The following is a 17,151-nucleotide window of genomic DNA, read 5'->3' as shown; positions in this document are numbered from 1 at the left end:
AACCTCCTTCTATAAATATTAAGTCCATTATAATCCACCACTTTAAAAGAATCCATGGCATTTCTTACGATTTCCTATATCTTTTATTCTTTCACCGCCCCGGCAGCGATTCCCGCCAGAATGTATTTCTGGAAGAAAATATAGATAAGGATCGTCGGCAGCATGATGATGATGATACCTGCCGCCAGCTTCTGCCACGATCCCTGCTGGGCATTGGCATAATTCATCAAAAAGGTTGTTAACGTACGAAGCTTATTCTTTGGCATATATAAGTATGGAATATACATATCATTGATGATGGTAATTGCCTTGATGATCACCACGGTAGCTGTGGCAGGCGCCAACAAAGGAAATATGATCCTCGTAAACAGACCGAAATAAGAACAGCCGTCCAGGAGCGCGCTTTCATCAAGAGACACCGGAAGGGTAGAAATGAACTGCCGGTAAATATAAAGCTGCATCAGATCCGATGCCACATAAATCACGATGGGTGCCCCAAGCGTATTGTAAAGGCCAATGCCGTTAATGATTTTAAATCTGGCAATTTCCGTTACAAAGCTGGGAATCAGCATACCCAGGAAAAAAAGGCTCATAATCACTTTTTTAAGCTTAAACTCAAAACGCTCCAGAATAAATGCAGTTATGGTTCCAAACAACACATTAAACAGAATGCTGACTGCAAGTATGATGCCCGTATTCTTAAAACCTATCAGGAGATATTTATCTCCCACCACCTTTTGAAAGTTTGAAAATGTGATCCGTTCCATAGGCGGCAAAAGCAGGGGAGAGGTATTCACCATATCCGCCTTTGTCTTGAAAGCGGCAAACAGGGTTAAAAGGATAGGCGCCAGAACGACCAGGACCATACCCATGCAGATGATCTGTTTTAATCCCTGTTCCATTGTACGTCTTTTCATCTTATTTTCTTCCCCCCTTCAAAATTCCGTGAATGATCTTGTTCTGGACCAGATAAATGACAACGATCATGACCATAATCGCCACCGCCATGGTGGAAGCAAGGCCAAAGTTGCTATATTTAAAGGCTGTATCAATGGTATAGAGCGTAAAGGTGGAGGAAGCATATCCCGGTCCTCCGCTGGTCATGACATAGGGGATATCAAACACCTGAAGAGCGCCCCGGATGTTGTCGAAAAGGACAAAATCCACCATGAGCATAATAGACGGTATCTGAATGTACTTGAACATTTGCCACGCATTTGCTCCATCCACTCTGGCTGCTTCCTGTACATCCTGGGGAAGAGACTGCAGGGCGGCCATAAAAAGGATGACATGGTACCCGGAAAATCTCCACAGGGAGACAAATGCCAGCACGAAATTGACGATTTTAGGGTCGGACAGCCAGTTTCTTATCAGGCTCTCCAGATGAAATAAGGTTAATATCTCATCAAATGCTCCGTTTATAGGAGAAAAGAAATAGGAAAAGGCATAGGAAATTGCAACCCCGTTGATGATATACGGCATAAAAACCATGGTTTTATAGAATTTTGACGCCCTAAGCCTTGAGGTTAAAAGCACTGCAAACATCAGCTCAATGGGAATGAATATCAGATGCCCGAAAAAATACACCCCATTGTTGCGGAGGGACAACCATAAGTCCCTATTCCGAAACATGGCTGTGTAATTGCCAAAACCGATATGATCATAGGTTTTGGAGTATCCGTCCCAGTTTGTAAAGCTCATGCGGATTAAGTCAAAGGCCGGAAACACCACAAACCCGATGAGCAGTACCATAGGAACGACAAGGGCGCATACAATAAATCTTTTTTTCTGTTTTTCCAGAGAATTCATAGATACCTCCTGATTTAAGTCCTTGGAAGAAAAGGGGGGCAGGGCTTCCATCACCCTGTCCCCCTTTCCACTCTGTTTATTTTATTCCAAGCTTGGTTCTGGCTTCCGCCCATTTTGTATTGAGTCCATCCAGTTCTGCTTTTAAATCAAAGCCATTGGTAAACATCTGGGCACCCAGCTTCTTGTAATCAAATGCGATATCGTTCTGGATCGCCTGGAAATTATCTCCGCCGCCGTCATACATAACCAGTTCCTTATCCGGCTGCTGATCATCTGCCTGGGCAAGGATCGGGTCCTTTTCCTTGGGGAAGTTCTTCATGGAAGATGCACTGGTTACATAATTGATATATCCCGGGTACCATTCTTCGCTGTAAAACCATTCTACGAAAGCCTTTGCCAGCTCCGGATTCTTGCTGTGAGTGGTTACTCCCATAAAGGAGTCGCCCTGTACGATAACCCGGAAAGGATCGTCTTTGGAATCTCTTACCGGAAGGTAGAAGGTGCCAAGTTCCGAAGCATCATCGGTACCGCTCTGAATGTTCTGCAGGCCCCAATCTCCCAGAGCAATGATAGCCGCTTTTTTCTGGGCAAACAGGGATGTTACCTGATCGTTGCCCATGCCAAGTGGATCTTTGCCGAACACATTTTTGCTGAATAAGCTGTTAACCTTATTGTATGCCTTGTTAATGTCGGTTCCATCTGCGAACGGAGCGTCTGTCTTTGCCATGTCGTTCCAGTTCTGTCCATTGCCGCCCTGAAGTGCAGGCATAAATTCCATGTAAGGATAATCCGGCCATTCATCCTTTGCGCCAAGAGCGATAGCCATGAAATCCGGGTCGTTTTTCCCATAATAATCCTGAAGGGTCTGAGCTGTTTTCTCAAAATCTTCCCATGTGGTGGGAACCTCTACACCGGCTTCCTTAAACATGTCTTTCCAATAATAAACGTATTCATAACCTGCTGTCATTGGAATTCCCAAAACCTTGCCTTCCATTGCATATCCGGAGGCCAGCTCGTTGTTTTTCGCTGCTTCCAGCCCGGATAAATCCACCAGATAGTCCTTGAACCTGGATAAGGTGAAGGGCTTGTTAAACATAACATCCGGAAGCTGGTTTGCTGATGTTCTCATCTTCATGGCATTCCAGTATTCGGAATCATCCTTGATCTTTTCTACTTCAATATCTGCATTGGGATATTTCTCCTGGAATTTCCCAACCATATCATTTTCATCAATATAATCCATCAGGTTGTTGTCCCATATGGCAAATACCAGACTGCCTTTTATATCTTCCTTTGCCTCCGGTTTTCCCGCTTCTGTCGGGGTCTCATCCTGACCTTTCGCCGTGGTTTCTTTTGGAGTTTCCCCGGTTCCATTTGATGAGGAACAGCCGGTCATAACCCCTATTGCCATTGCTGCACAAAGCCCCAAAGCCAACACTCGTTTTCTCATTTCTGTAATACCTCCCTTGTTTTGATGATATTATCTTACCATTTCAAAACAGCCTTCTCCATGAGATATGGTTTGAAAACTTGATCTATCGTCAGGTCTTTATTTCCGGTACCCGCCCGGACTTACTTTGCACAGTTTTTTAAATACTCTGGTAAAATGCTCCACACTGTTATAGCCAACGCTCTGACTGATTTCATAAATCTTTAGATCCGTTGTCTCCATCAGCTCTCTTGCCTTTCGAATGCGGACCTCGGTCAAATAGTTGCTGAAGGTCATCCCTTCTTCTTTTGTAAATCTGGTGCTGAAATATTTTTCATTCAAACCGATAAAACTTGCCACACTTCCCAGCGTAAGCTCCGGATTGGCATAATTGTCCATAATGAACCGTTTCGCCCGGATCATCATATCCGCCTGCTTCCGGTCTGCATGGTGAGCATTATAATCCATGATCCAGCGGCAATAATTATTCAGCCATAATTCAAGGCTCCGCATTTCATCCAAACGGCCGATTTTCTCATAATAATTGACCTCTTCCGCAAACAGGGCGCTGATGTCGTCGTGGTTATCCGAAAGCTGCCAGGCTATGCTGCAGATGAGATGGAGGCAGACCTCTTTGGCAGCTTTTAATTCCATTTTATAAAGTTCTGAAAAGAAACCTTTCTTTTCCGTCCATACGGCCAGCTCATCGCCTACCATCAGGCCCTTTAAAAGCTTTTCATAATCCCGTCCGGCCTGCCGGACCTGCTGGAAGGAGACCGTATCTTTTTCCCATGGATCGCAGATCTTCCCTTTCCCCTTTAAATACTTTAGCCTTAACTGCTCTCCTGCCTCTTCAAACCGGTTTAAGAAATCCTTTGTGCCATTTCCGGGCCTGCTGATCCCTGCGGAAACGGAGAGATTCATAAAATGCTTCCACACATTGCATAACTGCTTACAGGCGGAAACTGCATTCTCCCTATACTGCTCCGGATCGGTGATGCGGTACAGCAAACAATAGCGGGAAGGCGCCACTGCTCCAAGAATGCAGCGGGAAGCCACTCTGGGGATCTGTCCAGCCAGCTCTAACATGGGCTTTATTAGTTCTTCTTCAAAATCCTCTCCAAAACGGGCCGATGCCTTATGAAAGTCTTCTATTTCAAATTGCATCACCAGGTATTCATGTTGAAAAAAAGTCTCATCAAGGGACTGTCTTCCCATGGCCATATCTACAAGAAGGACAGAATCCGGTACTTTTACCACCGGATTTTTCTCTTTCCCTGTTTCATTGATGTGATCGTGAAAGACCTCTTCATCCAAACGTTTCAGCATAGCTGCAAGGGTTTCCTCTGTTAATCCAGTCTTTAACAGGTAATCGCAGGCTCCCAGACGGAAGGCATCCCGGACCAGCTTGAAATCATCATAACCGCTTAAAACCAGTACTGCCGGCATGGTTTTTAAGCTGCTTAACTCCTCTAATAGGCCTATTCCATCCATAACCGGCATTTTCATATCGGTGATTACTAAATCCACCGGATGATCCTTGATATATTCCAATGCCTGCTGGCCATGAATGGCATCCGCGGCAATCTGATACCCCATCTCTTCCCAGTTGATCAGGGAGCGCAGGGTAATCCGTACTATAGTATCGTCATCCACGATCAGGACATTTCTCATTGGTCTTCCGGTTCCTTTCTTCTTATGGGAATGCGGATGGAGGTTCTTGTGAACCGGCCCTTTCCGCTTTCCATCACAAATTCACAGCTTTCGCCATAATTAAGTGTAAGCCTGGTTTTTACATTAGTAATTCCGATGCTTACATGATCCTTTTTCCCTGCCTTTTCCTCTTCCCCATTCAGGATCCGGCTCATCTCTTCTTCAGACATTCCCTTTCCGTTATCCCGGATCTCTAGGAACAGAAATCCATCTGCTTCACGAGCCGTCATCCAGATGATTCCCATTTCATCCATAAGGCCGCTAAAACCATGGACTATGGAATTTTCCACCACAGGCTGTAAAATAAGCCGCGGAACCAGGCAGGAAAGGCAGGATTCCTCTATTTCATATTTTATATCAAACCCGTCGGAATAACGGATTTTCATCAGATAGATAAAACTGTCTAAAACCTCCAGCTCCTCTTTTAATGAATAAAATCCCGTATTGCTGCGGAAGGAGCAGGATAATATTTTTATGAGCGCCTCCGCCATGCGGGCAATGGACTCATACTTTGACATCTGCGCGATAAACCGGATAGAATTTAAGGAATTCACCAGAAAGTGGGGATTGATCTGAGACTGCAGCGCCCTGATTTCTGCCTCATGCTTTTTCTGCTGCTGTTCCTCATTTTCTTGTATCAGCTGTTTTAACCGTCTTGTCATACGGTTAAAGGAGTGGATCATCAGGCGCAGCTCTTCCTGCCCTTTTGGTTCTACATGAACCAGAAGATTTCCCTCCTCCACCTTTTTCATGCCCTCAACCGTATGATGGATGGGGTCAATGATGCTTTTTAAGAAGTAGCTGGAAAAACGGTAAAACAGTGCAAACAGGAAAAGTGTAACCGCTACAATGACGGCTGCAGTCCTGTTAAAGCTTCTTGTAAGGGCTTCATATGACACTACGCTGATGATCTTTAAGCCGGTCACCGGTTCTTCGGTCACCACTCCCATATACCGTCTGCCATTTGCCTGATACCGGAATTTGGGCTGCTCCAGGGAAATTTTCCGGGGCAAAAGAGCCATCGTACCTTCTGCGTCGAAAATAACCTTTCCTGACTTGTCCACAATCATGGTAGATCCCAGCAACCGTTCCTTATTATAATCTTTTATAAGCCCCCCGGTCCTGGATGTAACAAACAGCGCCGTCATCTCTATGACCCCGTCCCGGTCTACATCCATTCCGGGTGACAGGCCTGCGGCAATGGTCAGGGTATAGGCATTTTTTCTGGAATTTGTTACACTGCGGTCATAAAAACCCACCTTAACCACGTTAGGTGCTGCCAAAGCCTCCTGATACCAGGAGGAAGCCCTCAGTTCCTCCATGCCTAAGGTAATATCATCCTTCATATACGTATGGTCCCCGTCTTTCATATAAAATACGGCAGACAGGATGTCCTGCACCGGAACCATGGCATAATGAAAGGATTCTGTCAGGATCTTCGTATATAGGTATTTTTCAGCCACATCTTTTGTATTGGTCTTTGCTGCATTTTTTATAACTTCATTGTCGTTGACATATACGAAATGGGATAAACGGAGAGATACATCCTTTACTTCGCCGCCCAGAGTGGAGGCGATGTTATCCTGGGCACGCCGGATGTTGGAAACTGCGGAATCCACCATCATGGTACGGATAATGAGGATGGACAGTAAGATTATAAAAAGAATAGGAATCACAATGAGGGCGAAGAAGCTGTTATAATAAGAAGCCTTTAATTTCTGCTTTTTATTCATCCACATCTTCTCACGCCCTCCTCGCTGCTGCCTGTTTATGACTTTATTATACAGCGGAAAAACATTAAAATCAATGCATCATTCTATCGGATTATGCTTTCCACCTTTGTTTCCAGCCGAATGGTTTCCCCTTTTTTAATGCGATAGGAAACCGCCGGTATGGAAGCATTGGGATAAAGCACATTGGTATTGGGATCAGCCTCTATTACCAGGCCTGCTGCCTCCGGGCCTTCGCCGGATACCATACAGTCCTGTTCTCCAGAGGATACAAATGCTCCCTTCCCCTCTGCCTTCTGCTCATAATTTTCTGTGAATTTTTCCACAGAAAAGCCGCAGTCATAGGCGGTACAGTCGTACTGGCTCTCAATCACATGAATCCTTAAATGGCCGTACTCTTTCGGAATAATGGTAGAGGTAACCGTAATCCCCTGGAAGGGATGCCATCTGCTGACCACCCGGTCTTCCAAAACCTCATAGGAGTCGCTGTACTTCCGGACGAATACGTAATCATCTCCGTCAATGACAAAGGCCAGGGAAGAATCCGGAGCATTTTCATGAAGCACAATCTGGCTTTTTGCAACGGAAAATCCAAACCGGGTGGAATAGGCAAATTTGGAGTACTTCTCCGGTACATGGCCGTGTCCGTATTTCTCACAAACTCCTGCCGGGTAGGCAATCACATCCTTTCCATGGCGATGCATCACCATATCCGCCTGCTTTAACATTTTTACCGGCTCCAGCTTTGGTAAGTCCTCCGCCTTTGCAGACCAGAAGGGATGATCATCGGGAAGCCCCAGACACAAAAGGGTCTTCATCCCCCAGTAAGGGGAGCCTGGCGCATTGTAGCGTTCCGCCATGACTAAGTTGGGATATCCGTACCCAATGGTCAGCACGCCGTCACGGTCAAAGATCTTCTGCTCCGTCCACCAGTTCAAATGGCGTGCCAGGATTCCCTTTACAACTCCTGCCGGAATATCATCAAGCCCTGCAAATACATAGGCAGACCAGAAGGCTGCTTCTCCAAAACGGTAGGACAGGCTTCTTCCGTAAGGGAGAGCGGATCCGTTTTCGTCAAACCAGTATATAAAATCTCTGGCAAACCGCTTTGCCCGTTCCTTAAACAGGAGGCACCGTTCCGGCTCTTCCTCCTCCATTGCCACCGCATACAAAAGCCCGTAATAATGAATGGCAAAGGAAATGTAATAATCCTTCTGACTGGAACCTCCATCCCGGTACCAGCCATCTTCAATATAATAGCTTTCGATTTTTTCAAGACCGGAAGCCAGCCGTTCTTTACTGTACCGGCAGCCCAGCTTTTGCAAAGCAACGTTCACAAGAATCATGAAAAACTGCCAGTTGCAGTCAGGTATGATATATTCATTGATTCCGTAAAGCCATTTTGCCAGATTCTGCTTTTCTTCCCCGCTTAAAGGCTCCCATAATTTTTCCGGAGTGAAAATCAAGCCACTGGCGATAGCCGCCATTTCCACAAACCGCTGGTCATAATCCTTAAAACCACCCCAGTATTCCGGATGAGAAGGATCGGTGCCGCTTGCAAGGCCTTTCTGATAAATCTCCTCAAATCCCTTGCCTCCCCCAAGCCACAAAGGAACCAGTGCCCACAATGGCCGGGAAAATGCCTCCATCTCTATACTCACCTTAGGATATGTGACACCGCTGTCTCCAAGAGAAAGCCTGGCACACCCTTTGCTGTACAATGGCTTTAAAGGATTTAACACCTGGAACATCCATTGCCTAAAATCCTGTTTTGTTTCAAGTTTCATCTATATTCGCCTCTTTTCGAATTGTTTCGATTATTACCAATATGGATTCCAATCCTTAGACAGCCTGGTTAAGGCCTCCATGTAGAAATAATCTCCCCAGATGTTGCACTCATCCACACCTTCCGGTGTGCAGGTATTGTAAGGAGATTTCTTGGAATACGTGCTGTGAAGCACCAGTCCATTGGATTCCTGTAAATCCTTAACCGCATAATGTTCCACAACGGACTCCATGATCTTTTTTGCTATGGATACGTAGCAGACGGCGTCAGACTCATCCATATACTTTGCCATTTCAAGCATTCCGCAGGCTGCAATGGAAGCTGAGGAAGAATCCCTCGGCTCCTCAGAGCCTTCGCCAAATTCCAAATCCCAGTAAGGTACCAGATCCGAAGGAAGGTGGTCTAAGAAATATCCGGTCACATGCTTGAAATCTTCAATGTATTCCGGCCGCTTTGTATACCGGTAAGCAAGGGCGCATCCATAGATTCCCCAGGCCTGTCCTCTGGCCCAGGCAGAGCCATCCTTATATCCCTGGCAGGTGGCCCCATGATCCGGCTTCCCTGTCTCCATGTTCATGAAAAACGTATGCCAGGTGGAATAGTCCTCCCTTATAACATTTGCAATGGCAGTATGGATGTGTTTTTCTGCTATCTCGCGGTATTTCTGGTCTCCGGTTTCTTCCGTGGCCCAGTATAATAAAGGGAGGTTTAATAAGCAGTCAATGATAAAGCGGTAATTTTCCCGCTGGTTCATGGGACCCCAAGCCTGAATAAACTCACCCACCGGCTGAAAACGGCTGATCAGCTGGTCTGCCGCCTTGATTGCCGCATCCTTTGCGGTTTCATCACCCACCAGTTTATAGGCAGCCACACAGGAAGGGGTATACAAAAACCCCATATCATGATGATCCACTTCCACCTTGCGGTCGATCCGGTCTAAAAAGCTTTTCGCCTGGATCTGTCCGGCCTTTTTCAGTTCGTCTGTCTTGCTCCACTCATAAGCCAGCCATATCTGTCCGGTCCAGAAGCCAGTGGTCCAGTTTACATTGGGAGTTGGATGATAGAATCCATCCTCGCTGTATGCTTTTTTAAAGGAATCCGTAAATTCTTTTAAATTATCCTTCACCTGTTTTACAGCGAAATCCATGGCCCCCAGGCACTTTGCCTCTGTGAGTTCCTTTTTTTCTTTAAGCAAAGTCTCCATCTGTCTGTTCACGTTTTCTTACCTCCTCGTAATATTCCTTCATGATTAAAAAGGCAGGCTTCTCCCGCATCCGGTCCGCTGTTACAAGACCCTTGATGTTGTATCCCTTTTGATACTTTCCAAGCCGTTTCGGCGTCCGGTAATCAAATAGAATCCAGGGCGCAGTACCCTGAATATAATCGATCTTTCCAAACATTTCAACCTGCTTTTTATAAATTTCCTTCTGTTCTTCCTCAGAGCCCCGTACCTTGCCGCCCTCTGCACTGGAAGCCAGATAACCGTCCCCTCCGAATTCGCTGATAACAACTGGTTTCTCGGGCTTAGACCCTTCTAAAATATCAGCCAGCTTTTCGTAATCCGGATCATACCAGCCATAGTATTCATTAAATCCAATGACATCCAAATGCTTTTCCAGTCTGTCGGAGATCCTTAAGTTCACCGCATCCACCAGACAAGCGGCGGATACCAGGCGGCTGGAATCGAATTCCTTTGCTGTTTCTGCTAACTCCTTCATAAAGTGGTAGCGCTCATCGGTATCAGGATTTTCATTTCCTACGGACCAGATAATCACACTGGCCCGGTTATAATCCCGGTTCATCATCTCGGTCAGCTGGTTTTTACCATCCTCTAAGGTCCGGGGATTTGCAAAATCGATCCACCAGTAAACCGGAATTTCTTCCCATAGAAGAAGGCCCGCCTCATCTGCCAGTTCCGAAACCCACTCCGTATGAGGATAATGAGCCAGACGGAGGAAATTGCAGTTCATCTTTTTTGCCCAGTCAAATGCCTGACGGATGTCCTCCTTCGTAACCGCCTTTCCATGGTTCTCTGTCTCCTCATGAAGGCAGACACCCCGAAGGAAAACCGGCGATCCATTTAAAAGAATTTCTCTGCCTCTGGTTTCCACGGTACGAAAGCCCACACGGTCTTTCACCTGATCCAGAGTTTTACCGCCGGAACGAAGATTCAGGAAAACCTCATACAGCTTAGGACTTTCCGGGCTCCACAGAGAAAGTCCGCTGATTTCCAGTGTCAGCTGTCCCCGTCCATCTGCTCCCAGGGGAACCGCTTCTTCCACCTGAAGCTCTGGTATGGAGAAAACTGCTTCCCCTTCCTCAAAGTCCTCAAAACCTCCAAGAGTCACGGATACACTGATTTCCTTTTTTTCCCGATCTGCAAGGGATACCTTCATCTCCTTAATATAAGTCTGAGGTACGCAAAGAAGAGATACACTCCGGTATATGCCCCCGTATAAAAACCAGTCCGTATTCTCACTTGGTATCTGATCCTGCCGTCTGGTGTTGTCAGCAACCACGATCAGCCTGTTATCCTCTTTTAAGTCTTCTGTAACTTCAACACAAAATGGGGTTGAACCCCCTTTATGGACACCAAGGAATTTTCCGTTTAAAAAGATCCTGGCCTCATAGGATACTGCACCAAACCGCAAGAACACATGCCCTTTGGAAGAATCCTTAAAAGAGAACCGGCGGCTGTATACCGCCGGTCCCTCATAATAAAAATATTCCGGCTTCGCAAGGTTCCATACTCCCGGTACCTGGATCTCCTCCCAGTCGTCAAAGCCATAATCCAGAGGAACCCTAAGCCCCTCTGAATTCACCTCCTGCTCCAGAAACCATTTGGCCCTTAAGCAGTTATCATACATATCGACGGAAAAGTTCCAGGCTCCGTCCATGGACCGCTCTGTCCTGCCGCCTGGAAACACATAGGAATTGGTCCCCAGGCAGGGGGAGGCGTAGCTGTCCTTATAAGCCTCGTTATGGATGTTATCCACGAAATTTTTTATTGTTTCCATTTCTTTATCCTTTCACTCCGGTTGCTGCAATGCCTTCTACGAAGTATTTCTGCAGGGACAGGAACACGATGAGGACCGGGATCAGGGAAAGTACCGATGCAGCCATGATCAGGCCATATTCGGAACTGTACTGGCTGATAAACATCTTAAGCCCTAACTGCAGGGTCTTTTTCGCTTCTGTTTTCAGATAGATCAGGGGCCCTAAAAAGTCGTTCCAGGTACTTACAAAGGTAAAGATGGTCAAGGTTGACAGCGCAGGCTTTGACAATGGGAGCATGATCCTTCCATAAATCTGATACTCGCTCATGCCGTCGATCCTGGCAGCCTCGCACAGTTCATCGGGAATCCCCTGATAGAACTGGCGCATCATGAATACGCCGAAGGCAGAGAACGCCTGAAGGAAAATGATCGCAAGATGGGAATCATTCAGCCCGAATTTTCTCATCATCATGAACTGGGGAACCATATATACCTGCCATGGAACCGCAATGGTGGCGATGTAAGCCATGAATAAGAGATTGCTGTATTTGAATTTCAGCTTTGCAAATGCATAGGCAGCAAAGCTGCTGGTCAATAGCTGTAAAAAGGTAACGATCAAAGTGATCTTCACCGTGTTTAATACAAAGGTCATAAGCGGGATCTTTGTCCAGATATCCAGATAATTCTGCCATCTTGGATTTTCCGGTATCCACTGGATCGGGAAAATAAATACGTCCTTATCCAGCTTTAAGGAAGCCGAGAACATCCATGCAAATGGAATCAGCATAACAACTGTCAGAATGATCAAAACCACATAGAGGAGGCATCTGCTGATTTTATAATTTGTGCTTTTTACTTTCATTTCGTTTCCTCCTTATTCTAGTTTGCATATTTCTTCTCGCCGCGGAACTGAACCAGCGTGATGGCAAGAACCATTAAGAACAGCACCATTGCTACCGCACTTGCATAACCTAAATTCCAGTTGCGGAACGCCTCTTCGTAAATGTGGTAAACCAGAACCATTGCCTGGGAACTTACAATTCCGTTGGAACCGCCTGCCAGCATGTAAACGATGTCGTAAACCTTAAAGCAGTTGATGGTCAGAATGATGGTAACAAAGAAGGTGGTAGGCTGAAGCTGGGGCCATGTGATATACCGGAACCTTTGCCAGGAATTGCAGCCGTCAAGGCCTGCCGCCTCATAAAGCTCTCCATTGATTCCCTGCAGTCCGGCCAGATAGATAACCATGTAGTAGCCCATATTTTTCCAGACGCTGAACAGTACAATGGTAAACATCACCCAGTGAGGATCCGCGGACCACTTTGGAAGACTTTTTGCATTGACGCCCAGATGATAAAGAATCATGTTTATGGGACCGCTTTTCTGGGGGCTGAACAGCATATTCCATACGGCTGCCACCGCTACTAAAGACGCCACATAGGGGAAGAATCCCACCGTACGGAAGAAATTTCTTCCCATTACTTTCTGGTTTAAGACCACGGCCAGTCCTAAGGCACAGGCCAGTGTCAGAGGAACCGTTGCAATACAGTATACAATGGTATTGATAAAGGACGAATGGAATCTGGCACTTCCAAGCATATCAATGAAGTTCTTAAGTCCGGCAAATTCCAAGGGGCTGTTGCCATCCCATTTCATAAATGCCAGAATAAAAGCAAAAATAATGGGGCCAAGTGTAAATACTGCAAATCCGATAAAGTTGGGGGCGATGAAGGAGTATGCAACCATATCCCTCTTTTCCTGACGTGTGAACCGTTCCCCTGTCCGCACCTTTTTTATTTTCTCATCTATTGTCTCGATTTTCGCAATCAGGACTTCCCGCTTACGGGTTCCTTCAGTCTCTCTCAATAAAAGGCTTAAAGCATCCCGTTTCTTATTTAACTCTGCGATTTTTTCCTGTTTTTGCGCTTCTGTTATTGTCTTCGCCATATTGCTTATCCTCCTTTTCCCGTTTTTATCGTCTATAGAATCAAGCGGATATGCTTTCCTATCCGTTGACGCCCGATGAAGCGGGGCACGCTGTTATTTCAATCGTCAAATCAAATCAGAAGTTTCTTTAAATGAGGCGGGCTTTTTTCTGCCCGCCTCTGTGATATCGTTTTTGTTTACCTGTTACTTAGCCAGAATTGCACTTACCTTTTCATTCATCTGGGCAATGCCTTCATCTACGGACATGCCGCCTGTCATGATCGCATCATGGGCTTCGTTTAATACAGTCTCAATTTCGGAGTTCTTTGCATTTACAGGCATCTCTAAGTATAAGTTAGAGGTGTTAAGAGCTTCTACGCTGGTTCCGTCATCCTTAGGGAATCCGTCTGCACTGGATACCAGATCAGCAACCGTGTTGTTCATAACGGCTGGGATCGTGCCGGTAGATGCAAGGATTTCCGCACCTTCTTTTCCGCTTACGAAGTTAATAAATTCCCAGGCAAGATCCTTATGAGGAGCTTTGGCCGGAATTCCTAAAGAGGTTATGGTCGCAAGGGTGGAGCCTGGTTCTACTCCATCTGCGTGTGGATATTTAGCAATGCCCCAATTGGTGCAGTCTGTGTACTCGCCGGTACGTACCTTATCCATTAAGGTAGAGATAAACCATGTACCCATGTTCATCATAGCTACATTTCCCTGGGCAAATGCGCCGGAATAATGTAAGCCGCTAGTCTTTAAAGTAGCATAGTCCTGGCTTACTCCGTCTTCCTGCTCTCCAAGAATCATTTCATAATACGGTTTTAAGAATTCGTATTTTCCATCCAGAATGGTGTTCTTTCCATCCAGAACGCCGAAAAGCTGTACGGCGGATCTCCATGTATGGTAATGAGCGCCATAAACCTCCTGTCCGGGAGTGTCTACGGTCAGGCTTCTTGCCAGAGCGTCATACTGTTCAAATGTCATATCATTGGTTGGATAAGCAACGCCTGCTTTGTCAAAGATATCTTTATTATAGAATATCACCCAGAAATCATTGCGGAACGGAAGCTGATATAATTTTCCGTCAACCGTAATCTGATCGGTAAGGCCTTTGTACTGTGTCAGATCAACATCTGAAGACTGGATATAGCTGTCCAGGGGTTCTAAAACACCTTTGTTCACAAGCGTCATATAGCCAGGAACATCCTTTATGGTAACTACGTCAAAGTCAGAACCGCTTCCGGTAAGCTCTGTTGCCAGAACCGTCTGATAATCGGTGGACCCTAAATCAACCATTTCTATCTTCACATCCGGATGCTCCTTTTCAAAAGCATCGATGAGAGGCTGGTAATAGGTTGTTAAGCCGATATCCCATACGGACCATTTTAATGTAGTCTGCCCTCCTGCTGCCTCTGAGGCTTTCGTAGCATCCGCTGCAGCACCTTCTGTGGAAGCTGCCGTGGTTTCCTTGGAACCGCCGCCGCATCCGGCCAGACTGGCTGCTGCCATAGCACAGGCCAGAACAATACTCAGTGTTCTTTTTTTCATTGTAATCCCTCCTGATTTGATTGTTTTTCAGTAAACCCAGCATAATTCCCGTGGTTTACCATGGATCTTATTATAACGCTGGATTGCGGTTTTAAAAATGGAATTTATCTTTCATAATATTCACTTTTTATTCACACTTCTTTTACACTTTGTTAAAACATGCACTTTTTTATGATAAGCAGTAATATTTCTCTTTTGTATACAAATTAACACGTTTGTATATAAAAAGCAGCCGATTTTTCATTGACATTTTACATTAAATAGGCTACCTTTGTAGATGTTAAAACCATTATCACAAGCTATCCATTGAAAGAAGGGACTTTATTTTATCATGTGGAAAAAGCTCATCCCAAAGACCATAAGAGGAAAAATCATGGTACTGACGGCAGCCATTACGCTGCTCATCACCATTCTGACTACAACTGTCTGTTTCTCAGTTTTCCAGTCCTTCTTAAGAAAAAACCAGATCCAGTCTGCGGAATTCAGCCTTCAGGTCGTAAGCAACAACATTAGTGCTGATATGAAGGATATTATCTATTTCAGCAAATGGTGCTGTTCCAACAGTGCCGTACTGGATTATCTGGAAGCGTTTAAAGACCAGCCAAAGCTTCCTACCGCCACCAGGGACTTTGATAATCTGCGCCCTATGGCCCTTTCCTCCCACAGCCGTTTAAAGGAAGAATATTACAATACCAGGTCCAATGAATACATGTCCCGGGTCATTGTTTCTTCTTCCAATGAAAACAATTACCTTCAAATAGCGGCTTTGGCAAACTACTCCTCCTCCTATGCAGCCAGGATCATTAAAAACGAACCATTCTTTGAAACACTTTACAGATCCGATGATTTTCTCTGGCTCGGCCTGGTAAAAGATCCATTTTCCAATATAAGCATGGACCAATTTATTCCCATCGTACGTCCGGTTTCCAACAAATTTAATTCTGAAGTCATTGGCTGGACTTATGTGGAAATTTCCTCCCGGATCTTCACCGATTATCTGGCCTCCTATCCTCTTCCAGAGGACAGTATTCTATTTATTACCATTGGAGATAAAATCTATGGTTTTAATTCAAACGGCTTAAAGGAAATGGAAATGCCCTACATCAATCCTGAAAAGCTGGCCGGAAACGACTCTCTCTCCAAAGGAACCAGAGTTCTCTCCGTTACCATGAACGATGGAAAAAAACGCACCCTGGTGGAACGTCCCATCGAGGGTATGGCCGGCTGGAGTTTATCCCAGGTACTTTCTGAGCAGCAGCTTGGCCAGCAGAAAAACTTATACACCCTTTTAATCCTGGCAATCTGCCTTACCATTGTCTCTTTGGGCATACTCCTCGCCTTCCTGTTAAACAAGATTATCATGGACCCCATTCACAGGCTCAGCAGTAAAATTCATGATATCTCAACCGGGGATTTTTCCAGGGATACGGCCATTGAGTGGAATCATGAGCTGGGAGAAGTCGGTAAGGGAATCAATAATATGTCAGAAAACATTAACACCCTGATGGAAAAACGGGTAACGGATGAAAAACAGAAAAAGGATTTGGAATACCAGATTCTGCAAAGCCAGATCAATCCCCACTTCCTATATAATACATTAAATTCCATCAAGTGGATGGCAACCATTCAGAATGCAGACGGAATTGCAGATATGACCACAGCCCTGGCCAGGCTCCTTAAAAATGTTTCAAAAGGTACCACTTCCATGATTCCCTTAAGGGAAGAGCTGGATCTGGTAAAGGATTATTTCCTGATCCAGAAATATCGCTACGGCGGAAGTGTCACCATCGAATATTTCATTGAGACAGAGGATCTATACAATTGTGAAATTCACCGTTTTACCCTCCAGCCCATCATTGAAAATGCTCTGTTCCACGGAATAGAGCCTGCGAAAACAGCTGGAAAGATCACTGTTTCAGCCCGTAGCATAAATCTGGGTCTCAAAAAAGCACTTAAAATAGATATAACCGATAACGGCATAGGAATGTCCAAAGATACCATTGATAAGGTTCTCCATGAGAAGGCCGACAGCCAGAACAAAACAGAATTTTTCCGGCAAGTTGGGATCAGCAACGTAAACAGGCGCATCCAATATGATTTTGGCCCGGAATATGGAATCACCATTGACAGCTGTCCTGGTAGCTTCACTACCATGACCATTTTAATACCTTATGCCCTTTATACAGAAAATCAAACAGCCGAAAGGTAATATAT

12 protein-coding genes are annotated in these 17,151 nt (G+C 45.4%); 1 reads left to right on the top strand and 11 read right to left on the bottom strand.

Annotated elements, in window-relative coordinates:
* Positions 1 to 83: 83 nt before the first annotated feature.
* The 11 genes from BMW45_RS21340 to BMW45_RS21290 all read right to left on the bottom strand — a co-directional run bounded on the left by BMW45_RS21340 (position 84) and on the right by BMW45_RS21290 (position 14,937).
* Positions 84 to 917 (bottom strand): carbohydrate ABC transporter permease, encoded by an 834-nt coding sequence (locus tag BMW45_RS21340; protein ID WP_025232673.1) that lies wholly within the window; start codon positions 915 to 917, stop codon positions 84 to 86.
* Position 918: 1 nt separating this feature from the next.
* On the bottom strand, positions 919 to 1,809 hold the full coding sequence (locus BMW45_RS21335; protein WP_092251152.1) for a carbohydrate ABC transporter permease: 891 nt from the start codon (positions 1,807 to 1,809) through the stop codon (positions 919 to 921).
* A 76-nt stretch (positions 1,810 to 1,885) separates the two neighbouring features.
* Positions 1,886 to 3,259 carry an ABC transporter substrate-binding protein gene (locus BMW45_RS21330; RefSeq protein WP_025232671.1) on the bottom strand — a complete coding sequence of 458 codons (1,374 nt, stop codon included), beginning with the start codon at positions 3,257 to 3,259 and terminating at the stop codon, positions 1,886 to 1,888.
* Between the two features lie 99 nt (positions 3,260 to 3,358).
* Complete coding sequence (locus BMW45_RS21325) at positions 3,359 to 4,912, bottom strand: response regulator transcription factor (RefSeq protein ID WP_092248713.1); 1,554 nt, start codon at positions 4,910 to 4,912, stop codon at positions 3,359 to 3,361.
* On the bottom strand, positions 4,909 to 6,690 hold the full coding sequence (locus tag BMW45_RS21320; protein WP_092248710.1) for a sensor histidine kinase: 1,782 nt from the start codon (positions 6,688 to 6,690) through the stop codon (positions 4,909 to 4,911). The genes BMW45_RS21325 and BMW45_RS21320 overlap by 4 nt, the downstream gene beginning before the upstream one ends.
* Positions 6,691 to 6,767: 77 nt before the next feature.
* Entirely contained in the window at positions 6,768 to 8,468 is a 1,701-nt protein-coding gene (locus BMW45_RS21315) for a DUF2264 domain-containing protein (protein ID WP_092248707.1), read from the bottom strand.
* Between the two features lie 33 nt (positions 8,469 to 8,501).
* Positions 8,502 to 9,671 (bottom strand): glycoside hydrolase family 88 protein, encoded by a 1,170-nt coding sequence (locus BMW45_RS21310; RefSeq protein ID WP_092251151.1) that lies wholly within the window; start codon positions 9,669 to 9,671, stop codon positions 8,502 to 8,504.
* Positions 9,655 to 11,484: a glycoside hydrolase family 2 protein gene (locus BMW45_RS21305; protein ID WP_092248704.1), complete on the bottom strand. Its 1,830-nt coding sequence runs from the start codon at positions 11,482 to 11,484 to the stop codon at positions 9,655 to 9,657. The genes BMW45_RS21310 and BMW45_RS21305 overlap by 17 nt, the downstream gene beginning before the upstream one ends.
* A 4-nt stretch (positions 11,485 to 11,488) precedes the next feature.
* On the bottom strand, positions 11,489 to 12,325 hold the full coding sequence (locus BMW45_RS21300; RefSeq protein WP_025232665.1) for a carbohydrate ABC transporter permease: 837 nt from the start codon (positions 12,323 to 12,325) through the stop codon (positions 11,489 to 11,491).
* A 17-nt stretch (positions 12,326 to 12,342) separates the two neighbouring features.
* On the bottom strand, positions 12,343 to 13,410 hold the full coding sequence (locus tag BMW45_RS21295; protein ID WP_025232664.1) for a carbohydrate ABC transporter permease: 1,068 nt from the start codon (positions 13,408 to 13,410) through the stop codon (positions 12,343 to 12,345).
* A gap of 183 nt (positions 13,411 to 13,593) precedes the next feature.
* A complete protein-coding gene (locus BMW45_RS21290) occupies positions 13,594 to 14,937 on the bottom strand; it encodes an ABC transporter substrate-binding protein (RefSeq protein WP_092248701.1) in 1,344 nt (447 codons plus the stop codon).
* Between the two features lie 373 nt (positions 14,938 to 15,310).
* Between BMW45_RS21290 and BMW45_RS21285 the strand changes: the two genes are divergently transcribed.
* On the top strand, positions 15,311 to 17,146 hold the full coding sequence (locus BMW45_RS21285; protein WP_242883193.1) for a sensor histidine kinase: 1,836 nt from the start codon (positions 15,311 to 15,313) through the stop codon (positions 17,144 to 17,146).
* The last annotated feature ends 5 nt before the right edge of the window (positions 17,147 to 17,151 follow it).

Source organism: Lacrimispora sphenoides (genome assembly GCF_900105215.1).
In the GTDB taxonomy this organism is placed as follows: Bacteria; Bacillota; Clostridia; order Lachnospirales; family Lachnospiraceae; genus Lacrimispora; species Lacrimispora sphenoides_A.
The sequence above is the reverse complement of the archived record's forward strand: the minus strand, read 5'-3'. Positions and strand labels throughout refer to the sequence as shown.